Here is a 24,068-nt window from a genome sequence, read left to right as displayed (position 1 = left end):
ACTACTGAGGTATATAAACCACAAACTTAGTCTCAAAAAACTCTTCTTCAAAATAAGCTGAAAGCGGATACAACTCTGCTTTCAGTTTTGATTCTTTAATTTCTTCGTTTAAATCGCCCCCTTTTAGATACAAAATCCCATTCGGAATGGCGTTTTTGTTTTCTTTGGCAAACTTATTTTGTATCCAAGGATAAAAGTCTATCAATCTGGTTACCGCTCTTGAAACTACAAAATTATACTTATCTGGGACTTGCTCAGCCCTTAAATGACTAGCTGTAACGTTCTTTAAGCCTAAAGCCGCTGCAACTTCAGTAACTACTTTTATCTTTTTGCCAATCGAATCAACCAAATGAAATTGAGTTTCTGGAAACATGATTGCTAATGGTATTCCCGGAAAACCTCCGCCAGTACCAACATCTAAAACCTTTTCGCCTGCTTTAAACTCGCAAAATTTGGCGATGCCTAAAGAATGAAGAATGTGTCTTTCGTACAATTCATCAATATCTTTTCTCGATATTACATTGATTTGCGCATTCCAAAAACTATACAATTCGTACAATTGCGAAAATTGTGAAACTTGCTCTTCTGTTAAGTTTTTAAAGTATTTTAAAATGATATCAGGTTTAACTTCAGACATTTTGTATTAAAATTAAAGCCCCTTTAGGGGTTTGGGGTTTATTTCCACTGTACTTTCTTCACAAATATAGACAGAATACCGTTAAGCACTAAAAAAACAAAAAGAATAACATCTAAAATTGGAAACCACCATCTTAATTCGCCATAATTTAAACGTTTTAATAATTTAGGATAGATGAAACTTCTGATTAAAATACTGAAGCCAAATATGCCTAATGCAATATATAAGGTAGATGGAAAAAACAATAGTGTTATCCCTAAGACATAAAAAGCAAACTGAATGATAATCTGAGCAGACAATATAAACTTATGCTTCGATTTATACATTTTACCTGCACCAAAATGCCTTTTCTTTTGGCGTAAATAAGCAAAGAGTGAGGTTTTTGGCTCGCTCCATACATGTGATTCGGGATGGATTCTGATTTCCGTATTAATTGAATTTGCATTTGCATTTACAAACAAATCATCATCACCCGATGGGATGTGCATGTGCGCTGCAAAACCTTTATTTTTAAAAAACAAAGATTTTTTATAAGCCATATTTCTACCAACGCCCATGTAAGGCATTCCTTTTAGGGCAAAAGATAGGTAGTTAACCGCCGTAAAAAAGGTCTCGAACCTAATTAACACATTTATTAAACTTTTTCTTTTAAAATATGGCGAATAACCTAATAGCAATGCTGTATTTTCATTATAAGGAGGTTGCATCTCAGCAAGCCAGTTTGTTGATGCTGGTTCGCAATCTGCATCAGTAAACACCAACCATTCGTTGCTAGCTGCTTTAATGCCCATGGTAACTGCAAACTTTTTACCTGCAATAAATTTATCTCCATCAGCAACAGTAACAACTTTTAAATGTGAAAAGCTCTTTTCAAATTTTTCTAAAATATCTGCAGTTCCATCCCATGAGCGATCGTTAACTACAATTACCTCAAAATTTGGGTAATTTTGGCTAAGTATATGCGGTAAAAACTGTTTTAAATTCTCCGCCTCATTTCTGGCACAAATAATTACGCTAATGGCTTGCTGTTGTTGCTCATTTACTTGATTTATTTTAACATTTGCTAATTTTAGATGAACAAACAAACTAAAATACAACTGCACTAATAAACAAAAAACCAATCCACCCAACAAGCAAATCTCTATTATATTAAATTCCACAATCTAGTTTTAAAAGCTGCAAATCTCTCATTTTTAATCTGTAATGCCGCTTTATGTTGATAAAAAATTCGTAACCCATAAAAAGGAATATTCTTGCTACTTTTGTATGATTTTTCGAAGCGGATTACACACAAATATGAAATTTAATTTACAGGCAAGCGACCCACTTTCTAAAGCCAGGGCTGGAACAATTACTACAGCACATGGCGATATCCAAACCCCAATATTTATGCCTGTTGGTACTGCCGGAACAGTGAAAGCAGTGCATCAAAAAGAATTAAAGGAAGATATAAAAGCTCAAATTATTTTAGGCAATACATATCATTTATACCTTAGACCAGGATTAGATATTATTGAACCTGCTGGTGGTTTGCATAAATTTATAGGTTGGGATAAACCCATTTTAACGGATAGTGGTGGTTATCAGGTGTATTCGCTAAGTAAAGTCCGTAAAATTAAAGAAGAAGGCGTTACCTTTCGCTCGCACATTGATGGTTCTAAACATTTGTTTACACCAGAATATGCTATGGATATACAAAGAACCATTGGTGCAGATATTATCATGGCTTTTGATGAGTGTACACCATACCCATGCGATTATAAATATGCTGCCAATTCTATTAACATGACCCATCGCTGGTTAAAGCGTTGTTGCCATCGTTTCGATACTACCGAACCTAAATACGGTTTCGACCAAACACTTTTCCCAATTGTACAAGGTTCTGTATATAAAGATCTAAGAATGAAATCTGCAGAATTTATTGCATCCATGGATCGAGAAGGCAATGCAATAGGTGGTTTGTCTGTTGGTGAACCAGCTGAAGAAATGTATGGAATGACGGAAGTAGTATGTAATATATTACCTGTTGATAAGCCTCGTTATTTAATGGGTGTTGGTACACCAGTAAATATTTTAGAGAATATTGCGTTAGGTGTAGATATGTTTGATTGTGTAATGCCTACCAGAAACGCCCGAAACGGAATGTTATTTACCCGAAACGGGATGATTAACATTACCAATAAAAAATGGGCCAGTGATTTCTCTCCTATAGATGCTGATAGTGATTTACATGCCGATCAGGTATATTCTAAAGCGTATTTGAGACATTTAATGCACTCTAAAGAAATGCTTGGCGCCCAAATTGCTACGTTACATAACTTACATTTTTACCTTTGGTTGGTTAACGAAGCCAGAGAAAAAATAATTTCTGGCGAATTTTACGCTTGGAAAAACAAAATGGTAACCATATTAGGCACAAAATTATAAATGAAGGCAATTAAACGACGTACAAAAATTATAGATAGTTTTATCATAGGCAAATACCTAGGTACTTTCATCTATACGCTTATTTTGTTCGTAGTTATTATTGTAATTTTCGATTTATCAGAAAAACTGGATGATTTTTTAGAAGCAGACCTAAATATTTGGCAAGTAATTACGCAATACTACGCAGGTTCAATACCATTTTATGTAAACATGCTTTCGCCGTTAATTAATTTTATTGCAGTAATATTTTTTACCGCAAAAATGGCCGATCAAACCGAAATTGTACCAATTTTGAGCGGTGGTGTTAGTTTTAACCGTTTTTTGCGCCCTTATTTTATTTCAGCATCTATCATCTTTACGGCAAATTTAGCGAGTAATTTATACGTTTTACCTTATACCAATAGAATTAAAAACAAGTTCGAGAACGAAGTTGTACACAAGAATGATCCTTTTACAAAGGCTAACATTCACATGAAAATCGATAGCAATACCTACATCTATATTGAAAGCTTTGACAATAAAACGAATATTGGCTATCGCTTCTCTTTAGATAAATTTAAAGGCGATGAGATCAAGAAAAAGCTTGTTGCCGACCAAATAGCTTGGGATTCGGTAAAAAGAGTTTGGAAAATGACTAATTATTCTACCAGAAATATTGATGGCTTTAAAGAAACCATGGCTTATGGCATTAGTGCGCAAAAAGACACCATTTTAGATATGAGACCCGATGATTTCTCTGCTTACCAAAACGTTTTTGAAAGCATGAGCAACGGCGAGTTATCAGAAAAAATTCAGAAAGAAAAAATCAGAGGTTCAGGTATCATGAGCGATTTACTTTTTGAGCAATACAAAAGGTGGTTTCAGCCATTTTCTGCCTATGTACTTACATTAATTGGAGTAGCTTTGTCATCACGTAAGGTAAGAGGTGGTGTTGGCTTACCGCTCGGCATAGGCATTATTTTAAGTTTTGCTTATATCGTATTTAATCAGTTTGCTAAAATGTTCTCTACCAAAGGTGGCTTTCCTCCATTATTGGCCGTGCTGCTGCCTACCATATTTTTTGGTTTATTAGGCATATATTTATTAAGAAGAGCCCCAAAATAATGAGCAATACAGCCAGAAAAAGTTACTTCCAAACCAACAAAAATCTACTTATTTTACATGCTACAGTATTTATTTGGGGGTTTACTGGCATCTTAGGCGATCTTATTTCTATCAACGCTGTGCAAATGGTGTGGTACAGGGTTTTAATTGCTAGTTTAAGCTTATTCGCTTATTTCATGCTTAGCAAAACAAACATCAAAATTACAAAAAGCCAATTCCTGAAATTCTTTTTTACAGGAGCTATAGTTGCCATACATTGGATCTTTTTTTTCCATTCTATTAAAGTGTCAAACGTATCTGTTGGATTGATTTGTCTTTCTTCAGTAACTTTATTCACGGCTATTATTGAGCCCTTAGCCAAAAAACAGAACATATCTAAAGGCGATATTTTTATCGGATTAGTCATCATATTAGGCATTTATCTCATCTTTAAATTTGAAGCACAATACACAACGGGTATCATTTTTGGTTTATTAGCCGCATTGGCAGCCAGTGTATTTTCTACCATAAACTCAACTTTTGTTCAAAAAACTGAAGCAAGCATTATTGGTTTTTACGAGATTTCTGGCGCCTTTTTCTGGATCACTTTATATCGCCTTTTTGATCAAAGTTTACAAGCTGAGACCTTTAATTTAAGTACTACAGACTGGTTTTACTTATTTGTTTTAGGCACCATTTGCACTGCATTAGCCTACGTTGCTGGTGTTGGAGTTATGCGAACTTTATCAGCTTTTAAGGTGGCGTTAGTTACCAATTTAGAACCCGTTTATGGTATTCTTTTGGCACTTTTATTATTCGGAAATAAAGAAAAAATGACAGCCGGATTTTATGCGGGATCACTATTAATTCTTGCTGCTGTATTCATATATCCGATCTATAAAAAGCGAAGAAACAAAGCTTAATTACACTCCATCGCACCAATTTTCTTACAATTTATTGTTAATTTTTGAAGCGCAAAAAACAGTACTATTCACTAAAGATAGCTCCTTTGTTACGCTTATACGCCTGCCTGCCTGCCTTATATTAAAGTCTATCATCAACCGAAAACCCATCTTTATAGCTTTTATTTTAAATTTAAATTAAGCGCAAACTCACCTTATTAAACAATATTAACTACCTCTTAAAACAGTCTATCAAGGGCAAAAAATGATTATAATAAGCACTAAATAGATACCTAATCATGTGAATTTAGTCCGCTAAAATCAAAAATTATGTCTCCTATTTTGGTTAAAAAATCAATTCTAAATTTGTAAAGTTTCTTAATACCCAGCAAATATCCAAGCTTAAACATGGCTTAAAATCACTGATTTCTAATATTAAAATCAATGTAATATCCGTAAAATAAAAGGTAAAAAACTGTTGATTTACCATTTACATTAAAGCTAAATACCTAACTATTTTGCTCAATTCTATGGGGTAGGGGATAGGAAAAATAAGACAAAATTTAGGCAAAATTGGAGCTCAAATCTAACTTGAAAAACAGCAAAAAATAGGCGAAATACAACCCTAAAAATAAATGAAAAACAAGCTGATTTTTTGATCAATTTGACGGTAAAAAATAGCTTAAAAAACAAAAAAAACTGCTCAAAAAGAAACATTTTAGCTCCCAATATTCAGATAAAAGTTAATAATTATCAACACAAATTTTAAATAAATTTGGATTGTGCAGAAAAAATCAACCTTAAATATGATAGAATAAGTGTATATTAACTCCATAATTTTAACCACTTAAATTTTTATAAAAAATTTTTGAGACCTTGTTAAAAAAAAGCAAATTATTAGGAATTATAGCGAATAGCACAACATTTATTAATTTAAGTAATTATCTTATTATCAAATATTTAAAACATAATAGATAAAGTATAAATTAACAAAAACAAAACATCAAAAGATTTAAAAAACTAAATAAATTAGCAATCAGTAAATATGAAATTAAATTACTTATATATAAATTTAAAAATCAGCACTTTAACGCTAATCATATTAACTTTTATTTCACTAAGTAGTTTTTCGCAAATTTTCGACAGTGAACAAAATCCACTTAGTGTAAAATGGAGACAAATACAAACAAATGGATTTAAAATCATTTACCCTATCGAATTAGAAAACGAAGCTCAAAGAATGGCTAATACCATCGCTAAAATTTATCCTTCAGTTGCCAACAGTTTAAGCCTCCAAAAAACTGCAATTCCAATCGTTTTACAAAACCGCGGAACTGTAGCAAATGGCTTCGTTCAATTGGCTCCAAAAAATTCACAATTTTACACCACTCCTCCGCAGCAATTCGACAGTCAAGATTGGCTAAACAACTTAGCCGTTCATGAACTTAGACACGTTGCTCAATTCGATAAAATTACAGGCGTCAAATCCAAGCCTTTTCCTGAAGAAATTTATTTCGCCTACTTAGGAGCAGCAGTACCTTTATGGTTTTTTGAAGGAGACGCAGTGAGCATCGAAACTTCTTTAACCAATGCCGGAAGAGGAAGACAACCTTCATGGATTATGCCTTTCAGAACTTCCCTCCTTAACGGCAAAAATTTTTCGTACTCAAAAAATTATTTTGGTTCTAATAAAGACATCACCGCTGGTTATTATCAACTCGGTTATTTAATGGTTTCTAATTTGAGAAAAGAGTTTGGCAAAGGAATTGCCGATAGCCTTTTAAGCGATATAAAAAAACGACCTCTCCGACTTTACCCCTTCTCCAATAGCTTGAAAAAATTTGCTGGTAATAACACAAAGAAATATTACGAAAAAACAATTGCCGAACTAAAACAGCAATGGCAAAAACAAGCTGAAAAAACGACAAGTGAAAATTATGTTTCACTCAATCGCACTGCGAAATTTGCCAGCAATTATTTTTTGCCAACAGAAATTAAAAAAGGCCAAATATTAACGCTTAAACAAACCAAAAGTGAAACCCCAGGCTTTGTATTAATCAACGCTGATAAAAGCGAAGAGAAGCTCTTTAAAATCGCTTATCAAGAGCAACCATGGCTTAGTTATGCCAATGGTACTTTAGTTTGGGACGAGATTAGAGTTGATCCACGTTATAAACAACGAAGCTACAGCGTAATTTGCACTTATAATTTTGCAAGCAAACAGAAAAAGCAATTAACTTTTAAATCAAGGCTCTTCTCCCCTTCTATCTCAGCTGATGGAAAAAAAATCGTTGCAGTACAAATAGATTTAAGCAATCAATCGAATTTAGTTGTGGTTAATCCGCAAAACGGAGAAATATTAGAAACCATTCCAAATACAGAAAATTCAATTTTGCAAACACCCGCTTTAAACAGTGATGGTTCTAAAATTACCTACATCAGCGTTAGCGAAAAAGGAAAATCACTTTGGTTGACAGAAAATGGAGTAAATAAAAAAATTTTCCCCGAAACTAATCAGCAATTAAGCAGACCAATATTTTTAAAAGACAAAATCGCATTTAACGCTCATTTAAGCGGCGTCGACAACATTTATGAGGTTGATATCGAAAACAAAAAGATAATAGCGCTCACGGCAGCAAAATTTGGTAGTTTTAACCCTAGTTTAAGCTTCGATGGCAGCTCTATATTATTTAACAATTTTCAGCTTACGGGTTATGATATTGCTCAAACAGAAATTTTACCTCAAACGATTACAAAAAATCAATTTGTTTATTTTGGGGAAGAAGCTGAGCGACAAGAAAACACTGGAAATGTTTTTGACAATATCCCCACGGAAAAATTTGAAGCCAAAAAATATCGCCCGCTGGCCAATTCATTTAATTTTCATAGCATTAGTCCAACAATTGATGACAATGATAGATTTGGTTTACAACTCAAATCAAATGATTTATTAAACACATTCGATTTTTTTACAGGAATTAACTACCACAGCGATTTAAGAAGAGTTGAATACAATGCCGGTTTCTCTTACAAAAGCCTCTATCCTATTTTTACCGCTGTTTTAAGAAATAGACCTCGAATAGGTTTTTATAGACAAAACGACGTGGTAAACGAAGCCAATTGGCGAGAAAACTTTATTGATTTAAAAGCAAGTTTACCCCTAAGCATTAATGCATATAATCATTCTTACAGTTTTTTGGCTGAAGTTGGCACAAGTTACACCCAGAGATATTTTGAAGCTAAGGAAGCAGCTTTGTTTCGTAAAAACATCAATTTTCCGATGAGTTACGGTATTGGATTTAGTCATAGTGTTCGTACCGCAGAGCGGGATGTTGCCCCTCGTTGGGCCCAATCGATAAGGTTTAGCTATTATAACCAACCTTTCGACCAGAACTTAACTGGAGATTTGCTGGCTTTTGAAAGTTTATTCTATTTCCCTGGCATTGCCAGAAATCATTCTTTTACCACAAGTTACAATTTTCAAGAAAGCAGCGGATCCTTAAGCTTAAATAATGAAATTAATACTGTTTTTGGCTACGGACAAATTAGCGCAAAAAGTGTATTAAAAAATACATTACTTTTCAATTACCGCTTTCCAATTGCGTTTCCTGATGCAGAAATTGGCTCGTTGGCTTACATCAGAAATTTTAGAGGAGGTTTATTTAGTCACTATGAAAACATTGGCAGCGAAACAAATTTGACACAACCTAAAACTTTTGGCTTAGAATTACGTAGTAGTGTAAACCTTTTGCGTTACCAACCTGTTGTAGATTTAGGAGCAAGATTGGTTTTTGTAAACAAAATCTATAACCAAAACCCTATATTAGAGTTTACTTTTAATTACAGTTTTTAAACCTTTACATCCCGTAAAACGGACACAAACAAACAAAAATGAAAGCAAAAACCATATTCATCATCGTAATTACAGCATTACTCACTACATTTTTAATCATCAATAACGATGCAGTTGATTTCGATTTTTTAATCGGTGCTCCTGTACCATTTTCTAAACTATTAGTAATCGGTATTTGCATTTTAATTGGTTTTATTTTGGGCTTTTTGGTAGGCAGACCACGTAAAACAGTGACAAGTTTAGACGCCGAAATTGAGAAAAACTATACGGTAAATACAGAAAATAGATCTCCTTTGAGCGATGAAGACAGAGATTATATTAGTTAACTCCATAAAGTAAAAAAATTAACTCATCGTACAAAAAATTTTTATAGGTAAGCAATTCCTGTAATTCTTTTGATAATTCAGTCCCGCTATTCATTCCAAACTTTTTTTTTAAATGCCTTCGGCAAAAAAGGTTTTCCATTGCTATCGGGTTAATTAAACTAAAAATTGTGCAACTATTAACAGCACAAAGCATTGTGCAAAAAACAAGCAATTTTAAGATTAAAACCACATTAAAAATTCGTACAAGTTCTGTTACAATCAAATCATTTTCATCTTGTTTCGTTATGTTTAAATAAAGCAACGAAGCTTATGGAAAATCCGATAGAAACTAAAAAAATATCGGCCTTTTTAACTAGGATTAGTAAAAAATGGCCTAGCAAAATTGATCGTTTTGAATTCAAAACTGCAACTGTTGTGTATGTTTACCTTAAAGATGGCATCTCTAGCTTAGACTTTTCAGAAAAATTAGCCCAAGTAATAGACCAATTGGTAGATTTTAAAATACCATTATTACTTTACCACATCGAAAGTGATGGTTCAAATTTAAGATCACAACCTGTAAATTGGTATTCGCCTATTCGTTAAAAAATAGAACTGAAGAGTACTAATCTAGTCTTAGCCTCTCGCTAAGACTTATCAAATATCAAAAAACGTAGGTCTTAGCTAGATGCTAAGACCAGGCAGTATAAATAAGTCGTAAAAAAAAGAAGTTAGTTTGCTAGTGCCAATTCAATATCTTTCAAGATATCATCAATATGCTCTAAACCGATAGATAAACGGATAGAGCCTTGCTCAATACCCACAATATTACGTTCTTCTTCGGTTAATTTGCTGTGTGTACTTGTTGCTGGGTGGGTTGCGATAGATCTAGTATCCGCTAAATTTGCAGAAATAGAGAACATTTTTAAGCCATCCATAAATTTACGAGCGCCATCTACCCCACCATTTACCACAATGGTTACAATGCCGCCACCCTGTTTCATCTGCTTTTTAGCAATTTCATATTGAGGATGTGACTTTAAGAACGGATATTTTACCAATTTAATTTTTGGGTGAGTTTCTAAATATTCGGCAACTTTTAATGCGTTTTCACAATGGCGATCCATGCGTACGGCTAAAGTCTCTAAACTTTTAGATAAAATCCATGCGTTAAATGGAGATAAAGATGGACCGCTGTGACGGGCAAAATTCATCACTTCAGTAATCAAAGCTTTGCTACCTAAAATTACTCCACCCAAAACACGCCCTTGTCCGTCTATATATTTAGTGGCCGAATGGATAGAAATATGTGCTCCTAATTTAATAGGCTGCTGTAAATAAGGCGTAGCAAAACAATTATCAACTACCAATAGCTGGTTGTGTTTTTTGGCCAAAGCTGCTAAAAACTCCAAATCTATAATATCAATACCTGGGTTTGATGGCGTTTCTACGAAAATCATCTTCGTATTTGGCTTAATCAAAGCTTCCCATTCTTTTGGTTTGTCTAAATGGGCATAATCAAAAGTAACGCCCCATTTAGAAAACACATTAGTTAATAATTGATGTGTTGAACCAAATACCGAGCGACTAGACACAATATGATCGCCACTTTTTAAGAAAGCACCAAATGTAGTGAAGATAGAAGCCATGCCAGTTGCGGTTGCAAAACCATCTTCAGCTCCTTCTAATAAACACATCTTTTCAATAAATTCTGATGTATTTGGATTAGAGTAACGGCTATAAACGTTTCCCTCTTTTTCATTTGCAAATAAAGCACGCATCTCTTCGGCATCATCAAACTTATAACTCGAGGTTAAGTAAATAGGCGATGAATGCTCTTTGTGCGAGCTTCTTTCTGTTTGGGTACGAATGGCTATGGTTTCGAAATTTTGGGACATTTTATGAGATATGAGTATTGAGATATGAGATTTGAGACCTTAGGTAGTAATCATATCCTTTAAAGATTATTTATTTTAGGATTTCTTCTTTTGAAATATTCAATTGTTCAGAAACGTCAGTCAAAATACCTGAAAGTGTTCCTAATTTTAGTGGGTTGTGCATAGGTATGGTGATATGTAAACCTTTCTGAAAGTGCGTTAGCCTAACATGGCTTCCTTTTTTTCTACTAACTTCATAGCCAAATTTCTCCAATATTTTAACGAGTTCTTTGCCTGATAAGTTACGTGGTATCTTCATTAATTGATTAACATATTATAGCGTTAACAACTCCTCTTTCACCAAATGTAACCTGATAATTTTAGGCATTTTATCCTCATCAAAATGACATTGAACTGCTTCTTTGATGTTAGCTTTTAATTCATCAATCGTATCTGCTTCGGTAAATATAGATTCTCCTAGCGCTTTTGCTACATATCCGCCTTCCACAGCTTCCTCAACAAGAAAAAATACTTCATTCATAATTCAAAGATAATGATAAAAATTTAAGCTTGATTAATGCTATAACTAAAATTTATGGTTGCTGATCTGCCTAAAATATTAGAAACAGAACAATATTTATCAAAGGTCATTTGTAAGGCTCGTTCTACTTTCGCTACACTTAAATTTCCTGTTAAGTTAAATTGAATATTAATTTCTTCGAAAATGGCTGGTTCAGCTTGCACCCTACTCGCCTTAATATTGATTTTAATATCAGCTAAATCTTCCTTCTGCTTGGTGAGGATATTAACCATATCAATACCACTGCAACCGCCTAAACCTACCAATAACATTTCCATAGGCCTAAAACCTTTACCCTCGCCGCCAATTGCAGGGTTTGCATCTAACTCAACGGTAAAACCAGTTTCGTTTTCTGCTTCAAAATTAAATTTTCCGCTTTTGCGGATCAGGTTGATTTCCATTTTTTTTGCCTCATCGTCATGCTAAACTTGTTTCAGCATCAGTTTTAAAAGATCCTGAAATAAATTGAGGATGACGAGCAGTGTTATAAATCGTAAAAAACTAAATTATCTTTCTCTAAATCTGGCAGTTTTACTTCTTTTTCAAATATTGCAAATACCGAAGATCCGCTGCCACTCATTAATGCAAATTTAGCACCTGCTTGATAAAGCTGAGTTTTTATTTTGTCAATTTCTGGATAATTTGCAAAAACAGAAGGCTCAAAATCGTTTAAAACATGAATTTGCCAATCTTGTAGCGACAAATGTATCAAATCTTTTAGAGAAGTAGAAGGCTGTTTTACCTTTACTTTACTGTAAGCCTGCGCTGTAGAAACATGCACTGGTGGTTTTACTAAAACCAAAAAGTAAGTCGACAAATCGATGGCAAGCTCTTCAAATTCATCGCCTTTGGCAAACGCATAAGTTGGTTTATTTTTAATGAAAAACGCACAATCTGCACCTAATGGCTTAACATATTCCTCCATTTGCTCATCAGACAATCCCAAATTAAATTTCTGATTAACCAATTTCATTAAAAAAGCTGCATCCGAGCTACCTCCCCCTAAACCTGCACCAACCGGAATATTTTTTAGTAAAACAATTTGCTGATGAGGTAAATTATACTCTTTTTGAAGTGTCTTAAATGCCTTTAAACAAATATTATCGCTAGCATCGCCAGGAATATCGATTCCTTTAATTAACATCGAAGTTTCATCGGCATCAATTAGCTCTACTACATCATGTATTTTAATGGGATAAAAAACAGTTTGCAAATTATGGTAACCATCTGCCCTTTTTTCTGTGAGGAATAGACCTAAATTTATTTTAGCGTTTGCAAAAGTTAACATCTTTTGATTTTAGATTGTAGATTGACGATTTTAGATTTTTCAAAGATACAAAGAAAGTAGAATCTTTTAAGGCACTTCGAAATCGTAAATCTAAAATCGTAATTCGTAAATTAGGTTAACCGATAAGTATAATGGCCAATAATCTTCCAATCAAACAGCACATCTTCTATTACTTGTCCTGCGCCAATGTTGTGCACAATTAAATAGCGTTTGCCATCGGGCGATTTTTTATTAACCACCAAACCGATATGAGAAATTCCACCACTCAAATTCCAACATACAATATCGCCCGGCTTGTAATCTGAACCATTTTTTGTCATAGGTTTTACTGAACCTTTACGCTTAAAGAAAACCATTAAATTATAAACTCTCCGATGATCAATATTTCTATCGGTTGTTTTTCTTCCCCAGTTTTTAGGATATAACTTAAAATTTGGCTTCATATCTTCATGAACTTCCTTTTGCAAATCGATGTTAAAAGCAGAGCGATAAGCCCTGATTACTACATCAGTACAAACACCTTTTCCGGCAGGCACATCGCCATTTGGGTAAGTAATACTAAAATAAGCAGGATCATAAACTACTTTTTGCTTGGTTAAAGCAATAGCAGCAGCTGAAAGTTTTAATGCCTTTACTGATTGACCAAAACTTTGAACAGTTACAAATAACAATAAAGCGAAAATAATAAGTTTTTTACGCATATTAACAGCTACAAATTCTAGTGAAATCTACAAAATTTATGTGCTTTTCGGAAAAATAAAGATTTTATAATCGAACCTAAAGACTACAATTTTAATCAAATGCGATATATTTATAAACTAATGATCTATTATTTTGTGTAATCACTTATTAAAATAACCAGAAAGTATATGAAACGCAGAAATTTCATTCAATCGACTACAGTGTTTTTAGCCGGTACAACTTTATCATCAGTTGCTCCACTTAACCTATTTGCCAATGGTTTGGTTGATAAAATCCGCTTTGCAGTAATTGGTGTAAATGGAATGGGCTGGTCTAATTTAAACGCTTTATTAAAAGACCCACGAGCCGAATGTGTTGCATTGTGTGATGTTGATGAAAACGTTTTAACCAAAAGAACAGCAGAATTAGCAAAACGAAATATTATAGTTTCTTCCGTAAGCGACTATCAAAAACTATTAACTAACAAAGAAATTGATGTAATTGTAATCGGCACTCCAGACCATTGGCATTGTAAAATGATGGTTGATGCTTTGGCAGCTGGCAAAGATGTTTATGTAGAAAAACCTGCCGGCAACTCTATACATGAGTGCAACTTGATGGTTGCTGCCCAAAAAAAGTACAATAAAGTGGTGCAAGTTGGCCAATGGCAACGAAGTCAGCAACATTTTAAAGATGCTATGGCTTATGTTCACTCTGGCAAATTAGGCAACGTGCGTTTGGTTAAAGCTTGGGCCTACCAAGGATGGATGAAAGCCACTCCAATTGTACCCGACACAGCTGTACCTGAAGGCGTAGATTATAAAACATGGCTTGGACCAGCCACTAACAGACCATTTAATCGAAATCGTTTTCATTTTAATTTTAGATGGTACTGGGATTATGCTGGTGGTTTAATGACCGATTGGGGTGTACACATGATTGACTTTGCTTTACTTGGCATGAAAGCCGAAACACCCATTAGTATCGTAGCTTCTGGAGGTAAATTCGCAAATCCTGATGATGCATCTGAAACACCAGACACTTTAACTGCGATTTATCAGTTTAAAGATTTCAATTTGCAATGGGAACACGCAACTGGCATAAACGGTGGACCTTACAGCAGAGATCATGGTGTTGCATTTATTGGAAATAACGGCACATTGGTGGTAAACAGACAAGGCTGGGAAGTTATACCCGAAAGAGAAAGTGGAAAAGATAAAATTGAACGTGTAGAGTTTCAAAAATCTCTTGATAATGGTTTAGAAAAGCATACTAGTAACTTTTTAGATGTGATACAATCTAGAAAACTCGAGAACCTAAATGCCTCAATTGACGTTGGATCGCACATTGCAAAAATTTGCCAAATGGGAAACATTGCTTATAGATTAGGCAAAAAAATATACTGGGATGCAGAAAAAAACAAATTTACAGATAGTGAGGCAAATAAGTTTCTTGCAGCTGCCTACAATAACGGCTATAAGATGCCTTCGGTTTAAGTAATTTCTTAATTTAAACAGATTTAAGGTCTTTAATCATTTTTCAAGCTTAAATTTTCATATTGTGGAAAAACCAAGACAATAAAAAAGGTATAAATTTATAGTTTTGCTTAAATTAAAAATAAAAGCCCCTTTAGGGGTTGGGGTATGAAACAATATTTAGATTTAATGCAGCATGTGCTGGATAATGGCACACAAAAACACGATCGTACTGGAACTGGAACGATAAGCGTATTCGGATATCAAATGCGATTTAATTTAGCAGATGGTTTCCCGATGGTAACTACTAAAAAGCTGCATTTAAAATCAATTATACATGAGCTAATTTGGTTTTTAAGCGGCGATACGAACATCAAATATTTAAAAGAAAATGGCGTACGCATTTGGGATGAATGGGCGGATGAAAATGGAGATTTAGGTCCAGTTTATGGTTCGCAGTGGCGCTCATGGCCAAAACCAAACGGCGAATCGATCGATCAAATCACCCAAATCATCAATACCATTAAAAACAATCCAGATTCTAGAAGGATAATTGTTTCTGCATGGAATGTTGCTGAAGTTGAAAATATGGCTCTACCTCCTTGTCACGCATTTTTTCAGTTTTACGTAGCACCCCCTGACCCCCTGAAGGGGGAAACTAAGGGAAAGCTTAGTTTGCAATTATACCAACGCAGTGCGGATATCTTTTTAGGCGTTCCTTTTAACATTGCATCTTATGCGCTTTTAACAATGATGGTTGCCCAAGTTTGCGATTTAGCGTACGGTGATTTTGTACATACCCTGGGCGATGCACATTTATACAATAATCATATCGAACAAGCTAACTTACAATTAAGTAGAGAAACAAGACCTTTACCAACAATGAAAATAAATCCTGAGGTAAAAAACATATTCGATTTTAAGTTTGAGGATTTTACATTAGATAATTACGATCCACATCCACATATTAAGGGGATTGTTGCTGTATAAATTAAATCGTCATTGCGAGGTACGAAGCAATCTCCTTTTAGCAAATCGCTTTAAGATTGCTTCGTACCTCGCAATGACGAAAGATGTCCCTCTTGAACCAATGAACCAATGAACCAAATATCCATCATAGTAGCCATTTCAGAAAACAATGCCATTGGTAAAGACAATCAATTACTTTGGCATTTACCTGCTGATTTAAAACATTTCAAAGAAATTACATCGGGGCATACCATAATAATGGGCCGAAAAACTTACGATTCTATTGGTAGACCTTTACCAAATAGAAGAAATATTGTAATTACCCGAGCAACTGATCTTCAAATATCAAATGTAGAAGTAGTAAATAGCTTAAACGCCGCAATATCGCTCTGCGAAGGTGAAAATGAAGTTTTTATAATTGGTGGGGCAGAAATCTACAAACATGCAATACAGTTTACCGATAGAATTTATTTAACAACAGTACACCAAACTTACGAGGCTGATGTATATTTCCCTGAGTTAAATAAAAATGAATGGAAAGAGATCAGTTCAGAATTTCATCCAGCAGATGAAAAAAATAGTGTAGCTTACACTTTTTCAACGTTGGAACGCATATAACTCAACTTCCTTAACAAAAGTTAAATAACAAGTCTTATTATTTAAAAAAATAATTAGATTTGCCGACTTGTTTAAAAACAGCAAATAAGAAATAATTACACAACAAAAGATGCAAGGTAAAGGTTTTATTAAATTTATGGCAATACTATTAGGTATTGTTTGTCTGTATTCGTTATCATTTAATTTGGTTACATACAATGTAGAAAAAGACGCAAAAGCGTTTGCCAAAGGCGATGCCGTTAAAGAAAAATCATATTTGGATTCAATGGCTAATGAGCCAGTTTATCCAGTTTTAGGCTTAACATACCAACAAGTAAAAGGTAAAGAAATTAACCTTGGACTAGATTTAAAAGGTGGTATGAACGTTACCATGGAGATTTCATTAGCTGAGCTAACCAAATCTTTAGCTAACAATACCAACGATGCTACTTTTAACCAAGCATTACAAAATGCACAAACGCAAATGAATGCTGGTGGTAAAGATTACATCTCTTTATTTGTAAGTGAATATGAAAAACTAGCTCCAAACGGCAAATTAGCAGATTTTTTTGCTAATCAAGATAATACTACTTTATTAAAAGCTAACGCTAGCAATGCTGAGGTAAAAAGTTATTTATCTAAAGAAGCTACTAGTGCTATCGATCGTTCATTTGTAATTTTACGTAGCCGTATCGATGGTTTTGGTATGGTTAGTCCGAATATGCAAAAACAAGAAGGTTCTAACAGAATTTTCATTGAGATGCCGGGCGTACAAGATAAAGAACGTGTTCGTAAATTATTACAAGGTTCTGCTGAGTTACAATTTTGGCAAGTTTACCAAAATGAAGAAGTTGTTGGTATTTTAGAAAACATCAATAAAACTTTGGCTGTAACAGTTAAAGATACAGTTGCTAATACTACAACTGCTGCAGTTGATACAACTAAAGCTACAGGTGGTAAATTAGCCGATATGGTGAAAGGTGGTAAAGTAAAAGATACTTCATCAACTGCTTTAGCTGCAGAAGCTGCAAAGAAAAATCCATTATATGCAGTTTTAAGCATTCCTACTTACCAAGCAGAAAACGGTCAGCAAGCTTTACGCCCTGGACCAGTAGTTGGTTGGGTTTTACAAAAAGATACGGCTAAAGTGAATGCATATTTCGCTAGACCAGATATTAAATCTTTAATTCCAGGTACACTTAAATTCATGTGGAGTTTAAAACCAATGGATAAAAACAAGGTTTTTGAATTATATGCAATTAAAGTTACTTCGTTAGATGGCAAACCAGATTTAGGTGGCGAGTCAGTAGCTAATGCTCGTGATTCATTCGATCAGAATAATAATCCAGAAGTTACCATGTACATGACTTCTGAAGGTGCTACTAAATGGAAAAAAGTTACTGCTGATGCATCTGCAGATCCAAATAACAAAAAAGCAATTGCAATTGTATTAGATAATACAGTTTATTCTGCTCCAACTGTACAAAACGAAATTCCAAATGGTGTTTCTTCAATCTCTGGAAGTTTTACTCCAGAAGATACTAAAGATTTATCAAACATTTTAAAAGCGGGTAAATTACCAGCTCCAGCAAAAATCGTATCAGATTATGTAGTTGGTCCTTCTTTAGGTCAGCAAGCAATTGATAGCGGTTTAGCTTCATTTGTAATTGCATTTGCTGTTATTTTAGCATTTATGGCTTTGTATTACAACAAAGCAGGTTGGGTTGCTAATATTGCCTTAGTAATTAACTTATTCTTTATAATGGGTGTGTTGGCAGCATTTGGTGCTGTATTAACATTACCTGGTATAGCTGGTATCGTATTAACTATTGGTTTATCAGTAGATGCCAACATCCTGATATTTGAACGTGTTCGAGAGGAACTCGCTTTAGGTAAAAACACAGCTACCGCTATTAAAGAAGGCTTTAAACATGCCATGTCGTCTATCATCGACTCTAACGTAACCTTATTTATTTTAGGTGGTATTTTAGCAGTATTTGGTACTGGACCAGTTCGTGGTTTTGCTGTAACGCTTTGTGTGGGTGTAATCACTTCGTTCTTTGCAGCCGTATTAATTTCAAGAGTTATTTTCGAATCGATGTTAAAAAGAAAAGCTAACATCTCTTTCGATAATAGTGTAACTAGAAATGCATTTAAAAATATTGCTTTCAACTTTGTTGGTCGCAGAAAGTTATATTATATGATCTCTGCTGCAATTATTGCTTTAGGTATTATATTTTACATTAAAAATGACGGCTTGCACTTAGGTGTAGATTTTAAAGGTGGAAGAACGTACATGGTTACTTTCGATAAACCAATGAATACCTCAGAAGTTGCAGAAAAATTATCAGCTAATTTTGAAGGCGAAGAAGCTTTGGTTAAAACTGCTGGTACTGATAATGCATTAAAAATCACTACTCCTTACCACATTAATGATCAAGATCCTAATGCTGATAAAACTGTAGAAAATGCATTAAGAAAAGGTTTGGGAGAATTAGGTGCTAAATACGAAATTGAAAGTTCTCAAAAAGTAACACCAACTATTGCAAATGATATTATTTACGGAGCTTACGGAGCAATTTTGTTCTCTTGTTTGGTAATGTTTATCTATATCTTGGTTCGTTTCCGTAAATGGCAATATGGTTTGGGTGCGGTTATCGCATTATTTCATGATGTGGCCTTGGTATTATCATTCTATACTATTTTAGATGGTGTTTTACCTTTCCCTTTAGAGATTGGACAAGATTTTATTGCAGCTATTTTAACGGTAATGGGTTACACCATGACAGAAACAGTTGTTGTATTTGACCGTATCCGTGAGCGTTTGGCAGAAAAAGGAAAAGAAGATGTTTATGGTGCAGAACGTGATACTTTAATCAACTTCGCATTAAACAGTACTTTAAGTCGTACTATTTTAACTTCGTTAACGGTATTCTTCGTATTAATTGTAATCTTCATTTTTGGTGGAGATAGCATTAGAGGATTTATTTTCGCCTTATTAATTGGTCGTATTATTGGTACATATTCATCATTATGTATCTCTACTCCAATTGTAATCGATTTATCTAAAGACGAAGCATCTAAAAAAGCTTAGTTAATTTAATCTTTAAAAAGAATATCAGGGTTTCGATTTTTCGGAACCCTTTTTTTGTGACCTCACCCCGTGAAAGGTTAGAGCTTGCATGCTGTCTGCCAAGCCCCTCTCCTCAAGGAGAGGGGAACGAAGGAACTGCGTTTAACCACTAACTTTAAAAGGGTGAGGTGTAAAATAATGTCAGCATTTCATCGCCTGCTCCTGCCCCGCTTTCCACTTCAAGTCCCGATGAAAAAATCGGGAGCTTTTCGTTGCAATCGGGTTTAAATAACAAAGCAAGAAATGCTTAGGAGAGGCTGAAAATAACTTCAGCCTATGAATGATTGAGTGAGAACTTCTATCTGTCTTGCCCCTTCCGCCGCGGCGGAGGAGACAAAGAAACTGCGTTTAACCTCTTACGCTGATAGGGTAAAATTCAAAAGAACTACTGCCTTTGTAATATAAACCCCTGCCTGTCCGGCAGGCAGGCGATTAAAAAGCGGGGCTGAAAAAGCCAAAAGCACTGACATAGTTTTTCAAAAAAATTTAATATTCTGCTTTATCATTACTTCGATTGGTTTTACATTTATTCAATTTATAACTTGCTATATTTGACAAACTATTTAATAGGCTAAATAGTTTATTTACTATGGAAAACAAAAGACAAAGAATTGTAATTGTTGGTGGTGGTTTTGGTGGGATAGAATTGGCAAAAAAATTAAGAAATAAAGAGGTAGATGTAACAATACTCGACAAACATAATTACCACACCTTTCAACCTTTACTTTACCAAGTTGCTACTGGTGGTTTAGAAGCAGATTCGATCGCTTTTCCGATCAGAAAAATTTTTAAAGGGCAAAAAAATCTTAAATTTAGAGTTACTGAGGTTAAAAAAGTAATTCCTGAAGAAAACAAACTTTTAACAACAATTGGAGCAATTCATTACGATCATTTGGTAATTGCAACGGGTTCTACCAGTAACTTTTTTGGTCAAGATGAAATTCAGCAAAATGCAATGCCGATGAAATCTATACCAGAGGCCTTAAATTTGAGAAGTTTAATTCTGCAAAACTTAGAGCAATCGTTAATTACCTCAGAACCAACAACTAAAGCAGAATTATTAAATTTTGTAGTGGTTGGTGGCGGCCCAACAGGTGTAGAAACAGCGGGTGCTTTAGCCGAATTAAAGCGCCACGTTTTAAAAAATGATTATTCGGAAATAAATATTGATCAGGTAAATATTTATTTAATTGAGGGTTCTCCAGAATTGTTAGGACCAATGTCTGTGCAAGCACAACAAAAATCGCAACAGTTTTTAGAAGAAATGGGCGTTTTGGTATATACCAATGCAAGGGTAAAAAGCTATAATGGCAAAACAATTGAATTACTTGATGGCAGAAACATCTCATCAGCAACAGTAATTTGGAGTGCGGGTGTTAAGGGTGTGATTTTAGACGGTTTAAATCCAGAATGTACGGTACGTGGCAACCGTTTAAAAGTAGATCGGATTAATAAAGTAGAATGCTACCAAAATATTTATGCGGTTGGAGATGTTGCCGCGATGATTACAGATGAAACTCCAAATGGGCATCCCGGTGTGGCACCAGCGGCTATACAACAGGGAACTTTACTAGCCAAAAACCTACTAAACATTATTGAAGGCAAACCAACAGAAAATTTCAAATACTTTGATAAAGGAAGTATGGCTACAGTAGGTAGAAACAGAGCTGTAGTTGATATCGGTAAAATCCGTTTTCAAGGCATATTTGCTTGGTTTACTTGGATGTTTGTACACTTAATGACTTTAGTAGGCTTTAGAAATAAATTAATCGTTTTTGTAAACTGGGTGTGGAGTTATTTCAGTTACGATAGAGGTACGAGATTAATTATCAGGCCATTTATTAAAGGCGAAAAGTGGAAAGCGATTAATAGTTTGCAGACGGAAGAAAGTCCGCAAGTTGGGAAGACGGAAAGTCCGAAAGTTTAACAGTTTCCCGATAAATCGAGATTTCGTTAGGCTCAAAATTAGTTCATTGTTTTTGGCGATAAACAAAGTCTCAAATCTCAAATCTCATATCTCAAATCTAACTTCTAACTTCTAACATCTCAAAAAATGAAACTCATTGAATGCCCTCGTGATGCCATGCAAGGTTTACACGATTTTATACCAACACATTTAAAAGCAGCATACATTAATTTGTTACTGCAAGTTGGGTTTGATACGATTGATTTTGGCAGTTTCGTATCTCCAAAAGCTATTCCGCAATTGCGTGATACAGCAGAAGTTTTAGCACAATTAAATTTACAGAACACCAGCACGAAACTATTGGCTATTGTAGCCAATTTAAGAGGTGTTGAAGAAGCGGTAAAACACAAAGAGATTAACTATCTTGGTTTCCCTTTTTCTATCTCCGAAACCTTTCAGCAACGCAATACAAATTCGAGAATAGCACAATCTTTAACCACTGTTGAAGAAATGCTGAACCTTTGCGACCAACACCAAAAAACCGCGGTTGTTTATTTATCTATGGGATTTGGTAATCCGTATGGAGATGAATGGAATGTAGAGATTGTAGAAAAATGGGCAGATGAATTGGTAAGCAGAGGTGTAAAAATTGTGTCGCTTGCCGATACAACAGGAGTATCAACTCCTGAGAAGATTAAAACCATATTACCTGTACTAATTGAGAAATTTAAGCAAACAGAAATCGGTATTCATTTACATAGTACACCATTTACTCGCCTAGAAAAAATTGAAGCAGCTTACTTAGCTGGCTGTAAACGTTTTGATAGTGCTTTAAAAGGTTTTGGCGGTTGCCCAATGGCAGCTGATGATTTAACTGGTAATATGGCGACAGAAGATTTAATTGATTATTTGCAGGCCAAAGGCGAAGATTTGAATCTGAATATGGAGAAATGGAATGAGGCGATGGCTTTGTCTGCGAAAGTTTTTAGCGGTAATTGATTTAACTACAGATTGACACAGATAAAAACAGATTTTTAACTATTTGGAATGAGAATTTTAAAAATCATTCTAGCAATTATTTTATTATTAATTGCGTTATTCTGTTTTGCCGTATATGGTGCAGGAAATCATGGTCATTTTATGTTTAGGCCACATATGCTAGAAGACTGGTTAATTTGGGGCACCTGTTTAGTAAGTTTTGTATTTGGAGTCTTAATATTGTATAAAGAACTAAAATCGAGCGGTTAATTTACCACCCCGCCCCATGGGCACCCTCCGACATGTCGGAGGGAATATTAGACGCAATTCCCCTCCTTCGGAGGGGTGGCTGAAAGCCGGGGTGGTGATGTACTTATCTTTAAAATTATTTAAGTAACATGGCGTCACAAATAAGCCTTTTCTCGCTAAACTTTCTTCACCATTTTAAAATGCTGAATACCAGCTTCTTCAAACTGTTTTCCTTCTGTAACAAAACCAAATTTAGCATATAAACCCACTGCATCTAATTGAGAGTTGAGGTAAATATAATGTGCATCTGACGGTAAATCAGCTAAAACAGTGGCAACTAAAGCCCTACCTACCCCGCAACCTCTAAACTCTTTTAAAACAGCAAAGCGCTCTAATTTATAACCAGCATCTGTTTTTCGCCAACGGCAAGCACCACAAGGTTTATAATCTGATAAAGCTAAAAAATGATGTGAAACATCTTCATTCTCGTACTCTAGCTCTGGTGGGCAACCCTGCTCATCAACAAAAACAATTTTGCGGATGGCAAAAACCTTTTCCAATTCTTCTTTAGTTAGTGCCTTTTGTACCAATAGTGAATCCATTATTTTTTGAGTTTTTTGTAGTGTTTAATCGATTTTACTTTTTCTAAATTTAATTCTTTTGCGGCGTCAATAGAGTGTGAGGAGTGAATATCATTTTCTTTTTTTGCTAAGCGAGACAAGGTAACATAAAATTTATGCAGTTGATCTAATTCATCTTCGGTTAAATCTTCAATGTCTACCATTCTGTTACTGGCGTGATCATGTGCGGCAATCAATTCATTCAACTTCAATTGTATAGCTTTACCATCTTTATTTTGTGCTTTCTGAATTAAAAACACCATCAAAAATGTAATGATCGTTGTACCTGTATTGATAAAAAGTTGCCAAGTTTCTGAGTAATTAAAAAGTGGACCTGTAACCGCCCATAAAAATACTATTGCCACAGCACCAATAAATGCAGGCGAGCTACCGGTGAATTTGGTGGCAGCATTGGCGAATTGCTCAAATAAACCACCACTTTTTTTAGCTATTTTCATCATAAGAATTTATTTATACTAAATTGACAATAATATCCTATAAAAAGCAA

General features: G+C 34.6%; 22 protein-coding genes. 12 read left to right on the top strand and 10 right to left on the bottom strand.

The annotated features are described in order from the left end of the window. Position 1 precedes the first annotated feature (1 nt). Positions 2 to 637 carry a 16S rRNA (guanine(527)-N(7))-methyltransferase RsmG gene (gene rsmG, locus FA045_RS10915; RefSeq protein WP_136877109.1) on the bottom strand — a complete coding sequence of 212 codons (636 nt, stop codon included), beginning with the start codon at positions 635 to 637 and terminating at the stop codon, positions 2 to 4. A 38-nt stretch (positions 638 to 675) separates the two neighbouring features. Further along, a complete protein-coding gene (locus tag FA045_RS10910; RefSeq protein WP_225871324.1) occupies positions 676 to 1,797 on the bottom strand; it encodes a glycosyltransferase in 1,122 nt (373 codons plus the stop codon). Positions 1,798 to 1,933: 136 nt separating this feature from the next. Here FA045_RS10910 and tgt point away from each other — a divergent pair, with 136 nt between their 5' ends. From tgt to FA045_RS10880, 6 genes are all read left to right on the top strand, one after another. Next, positions 1,934 to 3,064 carry a tRNA guanosine(34) transglycosylase Tgt gene (tgt, locus tag FA045_RS10905; RefSeq protein ID WP_136877108.1) on the top strand — a complete coding sequence of 377 codons (1,131 nt, stop codon included), beginning with the start codon at positions 1,934 to 1,936 and terminating at the stop codon, positions 3,062 to 3,064. Continuing rightward, positions 3,065 to 4,168 (top strand): LptF/LptG family permease, encoded by a 1,104-nt coding sequence (locus tag FA045_RS10900; RefSeq protein ID WP_136877107.1) that lies wholly within the window; start codon positions 3,065 to 3,067, stop codon positions 4,166 to 4,168. After that, entirely contained in the window at positions 4,168 to 5,070 is a 903-nt protein-coding gene (locus FA045_RS10895; RefSeq protein ID WP_136877106.1) for a DMT family transporter, read from the top strand. Before FA045_RS10900 ends, FA045_RS10895 begins: the two co-directional genes overlap by 1 nt. A gap of 1,024 nt (positions 5,071 to 6,094) precedes the next feature. Further along, on the top strand, positions 6,095 to 8,902 hold the full coding sequence (locus FA045_RS10890) for a hypothetical protein (RefSeq protein ID WP_136877105.1): 2,808 nt from the start codon (positions 6,095 to 6,097) through the stop codon (positions 8,900 to 8,902). A gap of 38 nt (positions 8,903 to 8,940) precedes the next feature. Further along, entirely contained in the window at positions 8,941 to 9,228 is a 288-nt protein-coding gene (locus FA045_RS10885) for a LapA family protein (protein ID WP_136877104.1), read from the top strand. 309 nt (positions 9,229 to 9,537) lie between these two features. Next, positions 9,538 to 9,813 carry a hypothetical protein gene (locus FA045_RS10880; RefSeq protein ID WP_225871323.1) on the top strand — a complete coding sequence of 92 codons (276 nt, stop codon included), beginning with the start codon at positions 9,538 to 9,540 and terminating at the stop codon, positions 9,811 to 9,813. Positions 9,814 to 9,938: 125 nt separating this feature from the next. Here FA045_RS10880 and FA045_RS10875 read toward each other — a convergent pair whose 3' ends face one another. From FA045_RS10875 to FA045_RS10850, 6 genes are all read right to left on the bottom strand, one after another. Further along, positions 9,939 to 11,105 carry a trans-sulfuration enzyme family protein gene (locus FA045_RS10875; RefSeq protein ID WP_136877103.1) on the bottom strand — a complete coding sequence of 389 codons (1,167 nt, stop codon included), beginning with the start codon at positions 11,103 to 11,105 and terminating at the stop codon, positions 9,939 to 9,941. A 70-nt stretch (positions 11,106 to 11,175) separates the two neighbouring features. Next, on the bottom strand, positions 11,176 to 11,403 hold the full coding sequence (locus FA045_RS10870) for a type II toxin-antitoxin system HicA family toxin (RefSeq protein WP_136877102.1): 228 nt from the start codon (positions 11,401 to 11,403) through the stop codon (positions 11,176 to 11,178). A 15-nt stretch (positions 11,404 to 11,418) separates the two neighbouring features. After that, positions 11,419 to 11,625, bottom strand: coding sequence for a 2-oxoisovalerate dehydrogenase (locus FA045_RS10865; RefSeq protein WP_136877101.1), 207 nt, complete (start codon positions 11,623 to 11,625; stop codon positions 11,419 to 11,421). A gap of 23 nt (positions 11,626 to 11,648) precedes the next feature. Beyond that, complete coding sequence (locus tag FA045_RS10860) at positions 11,649 to 12,065, bottom strand: OsmC family protein (protein WP_136877100.1); 417 nt, start codon at positions 12,063 to 12,065, stop codon at positions 11,649 to 11,651. A gap of 83 nt (positions 12,066 to 12,148) precedes the next feature. Continuing rightward, positions 12,149 to 12,952, bottom strand: coding sequence for a 4-(cytidine 5'-diphospho)-2-C-methyl-D-erythritol kinase (gene ispE / locus FA045_RS10855; protein WP_136877099.1), 804 nt, complete (start codon positions 12,950 to 12,952; stop codon positions 12,149 to 12,151). A 110-nt stretch (positions 12,953 to 13,062) separates the two neighbouring features. Further along, a complete protein-coding gene (locus FA045_RS10850) occupies positions 13,063 to 13,653 on the bottom strand; it encodes a DUF1287 domain-containing protein (RefSeq protein WP_136877098.1) in 591 nt (196 codons plus the stop codon). Between the two features lie 168 nt (positions 13,654 to 13,821). Here FA045_RS10850 and FA045_RS10845 point away from each other — a divergent pair, with 168 nt between their 5' ends. The 6 genes from FA045_RS10845 to FA045_RS10820 all read left to right on the top strand — a co-directional run bounded on the left by FA045_RS10845 (position 13,822) and on the right by FA045_RS10820 (position 22,712). Next, positions 13,822 to 15,129 carry a Gfo/Idh/MocA family protein gene (locus FA045_RS10845; RefSeq protein ID WP_136877097.1) on the top strand — a complete coding sequence of 436 codons (1,308 nt, stop codon included), beginning with the start codon at positions 13,822 to 13,824 and terminating at the stop codon, positions 15,127 to 15,129. A gap of 147 nt (positions 15,130 to 15,276) precedes the next feature. Then, on the top strand, positions 15,277 to 16,098 hold the full coding sequence (locus FA045_RS10840) for a thymidylate synthase (RefSeq protein ID WP_136877096.1): 822 nt from the start codon (positions 15,277 to 15,279) through the stop codon (positions 16,096 to 16,098). Between the two features lie 108 nt (positions 16,099 to 16,206). Beyond that, positions 16,207 to 16,695, top strand: coding sequence for a dihydrofolate reductase (locus FA045_RS10835; RefSeq protein ID WP_136877095.1), 489 nt, complete (start codon positions 16,207 to 16,209; stop codon positions 16,693 to 16,695). 109 nt (positions 16,696 to 16,804) lie between these two features. Further along, positions 16,805 to 19,768, top strand: coding sequence for a protein translocase subunit SecDF (gene secDF / locus FA045_RS10830; RefSeq protein ID WP_136877094.1), 2,964 nt, complete (start codon positions 16,805 to 16,807; stop codon positions 19,766 to 19,768). A 628-nt stretch (positions 19,769 to 20,396) separates the two neighbouring features. Next, entirely contained in the window at positions 20,397 to 21,734 is a 1,338-nt protein-coding gene (locus tag FA045_RS10825) for an NAD(P)/FAD-dependent oxidoreductase (RefSeq protein ID WP_136877093.1), read from the top strand. Positions 21,735 to 21,860: 126 nt separating this feature from the next. Then, the gene (locus tag FA045_RS10820) at positions 21,861 to 22,712 is read left to right on the top strand and encodes a hydroxymethylglutaryl-CoA lyase (RefSeq protein ID WP_136877092.1); all 852 of its coding nucleotides are present in this window, start codon (positions 21,861 to 21,863) and stop codon (positions 22,710 to 22,712) included. Between the two features lie 404 nt (positions 22,713 to 23,116). On the opposite strand, the gene FA045_RS10815 is transcribed toward FA045_RS10820, so the two are convergent. Together FA045_RS10815 and FA045_RS10810 are read right to left on the bottom strand one after the other, a co-directional pair. Further along, the gene (locus FA045_RS10815) at positions 23,117 to 23,542 is read right to left on the bottom strand and encodes a GNAT family N-acetyltransferase (protein ID WP_136877091.1); all 426 of its coding nucleotides are present in this window, start codon (positions 23,540 to 23,542) and stop codon (positions 23,117 to 23,119) included. Next, a complete protein-coding gene (locus FA045_RS10810; protein WP_205943136.1) occupies positions 23,542 to 24,021 on the bottom strand; it encodes a low affinity iron permease family protein in 480 nt (159 codons plus the stop codon). The genes FA045_RS10815 and FA045_RS10810 overlap by 1 nt, the downstream gene beginning before the upstream one ends. Between the last annotated feature and the right edge of the window lie 47 nt (positions 24,022 to 24,068).

This window comes from Pedobacter cryotolerans (assembly GCF_005116475.1).
Taxonomy (GTDB): Bacteria; Bacteroidota; Bacteroidia; order Sphingobacteriales; family Sphingobacteriaceae; genus Pedobacter; species Pedobacter cryotolerans.
This window is presented reverse-complemented; position numbering and strand designations above follow the sequence as displayed.

Bases quoted from the DNA above. Each gene is read 5' to 3' on its own strand.
- rsmG (WP_136877109.1), bottom strand. From the start codon at position 637: ATGTCTGAAGTTAAACCTGATATCATTTTAAAATACTTTAAAAACTTA.
- tgt (WP_136877108.1), top strand. From the start codon at position 1,934: ATGAAATTTAATTTACAGGCAAGCGACCCACTTTCTAAAGCCAGGGCT.
- FA045_RS10900 (WP_136877107.1), top strand. From the start codon at position 3,065: ATGAAGGCAATTAAACGACGTACAAAAATTATAGATAGTTTTATCATA.
- FA045_RS10895 (WP_136877106.1), top strand. From the start codon at position 4,168: ATGAGCAATACAGCCAGAAAAAGTTACTTCCAAACCAACAAAAATCTA.
- FA045_RS10890 (WP_136877105.1), top strand. From the start codon at position 6,095: ATGAAATTAAATTACTTATATATAAATTTAAAAATCAGCACTTTAACG.
- FA045_RS10885 (WP_136877104.1), top strand. From the start codon at position 8,941: ATGAAAGCAAAAACCATATTCATCATCGTAATTACAGCATTACTCACT.
- FA045_RS10880 (WP_225871323.1), top strand. From the start codon at position 9,538: ATGGAAAATCCGATAGAAACTAAAAAAATATCGGCCTTTTTAACTAGG.
- FA045_RS10875 (WP_136877103.1), bottom strand. From the start codon at position 11,105: ATGTCCCAAAATTTCGAAACCATAGCCATTCGTACCCAAACAGAAAGA.
- FA045_RS10870 (WP_136877102.1), bottom strand. From the start codon at position 11,403: ATGAAGATACCACGTAACTTATCAGGCAAAGAACTCGTTAAAATATTG.
- FA045_RS10865 (WP_136877101.1), bottom strand. From the start codon at position 11,625: ATGAATGAAGTATTTTTTCTTGTTGAGGAAGCTGTGGAAGGCGGATAT.
- FA045_RS10860 (WP_136877100.1), bottom strand. From the start codon at position 12,065: ATGGAAATCAACCTGATCCGCAAAAGCGGAAAATTTAATTTTGAAGCA.
- ispE (WP_136877099.1), bottom strand. From the start codon at position 12,952: ATGTTAACTTTTGCAAACGCTAAAATAAATTTAGGTCTATTCCTCACA.
- FA045_RS10850 (WP_136877098.1), bottom strand. From the start codon at position 13,653: ATGCGTAAAAAACTTATTATTTTCGCTTTATTGTTATTTGTAACTGTT.
- FA045_RS10845 (WP_136877097.1), top strand. From the start codon at position 13,822: ATGAAACGCAGAAATTTCATTCAATCGACTACAGTGTTTTTAGCCGGT.
- FA045_RS10840 (WP_136877096.1), top strand. From the start codon at position 15,277: ATGAAACAATATTTAGATTTAATGCAGCATGTGCTGGATAATGGCACA.
- FA045_RS10835 (WP_136877095.1), top strand. From the start codon at position 16,207: ATGAACCAAATATCCATCATAGTAGCCATTTCAGAAAACAATGCCATT.
- secDF (WP_136877094.1), top strand. From the start codon at position 16,805: ATGCAAGGTAAAGGTTTTATTAAATTTATGGCAATACTATTAGGTATT.
- FA045_RS10825 (WP_136877093.1), top strand. From the start codon at position 20,397: ATGGAAAACAAAAGACAAAGAATTGTAATTGTTGGTGGTGGTTTTGGT.
- FA045_RS10820 (WP_136877092.1), top strand. From the start codon at position 21,861: ATGAAACTCATTGAATGCCCTCGTGATGCCATGCAAGGTTTACACGAT.
- FA045_RS10815 (WP_136877091.1), bottom strand. From the start codon at position 23,542: ATGGATTCACTATTGGTACAAAAGGCACTAACTAAAGAAGAATTGGAA.
- FA045_RS10810 (WP_205943136.1), bottom strand. From the start codon at position 24,021: ATGATGAAAATAGCTAAAAAAAGTGGTGGTTTATTTGAGCAATTCGCC.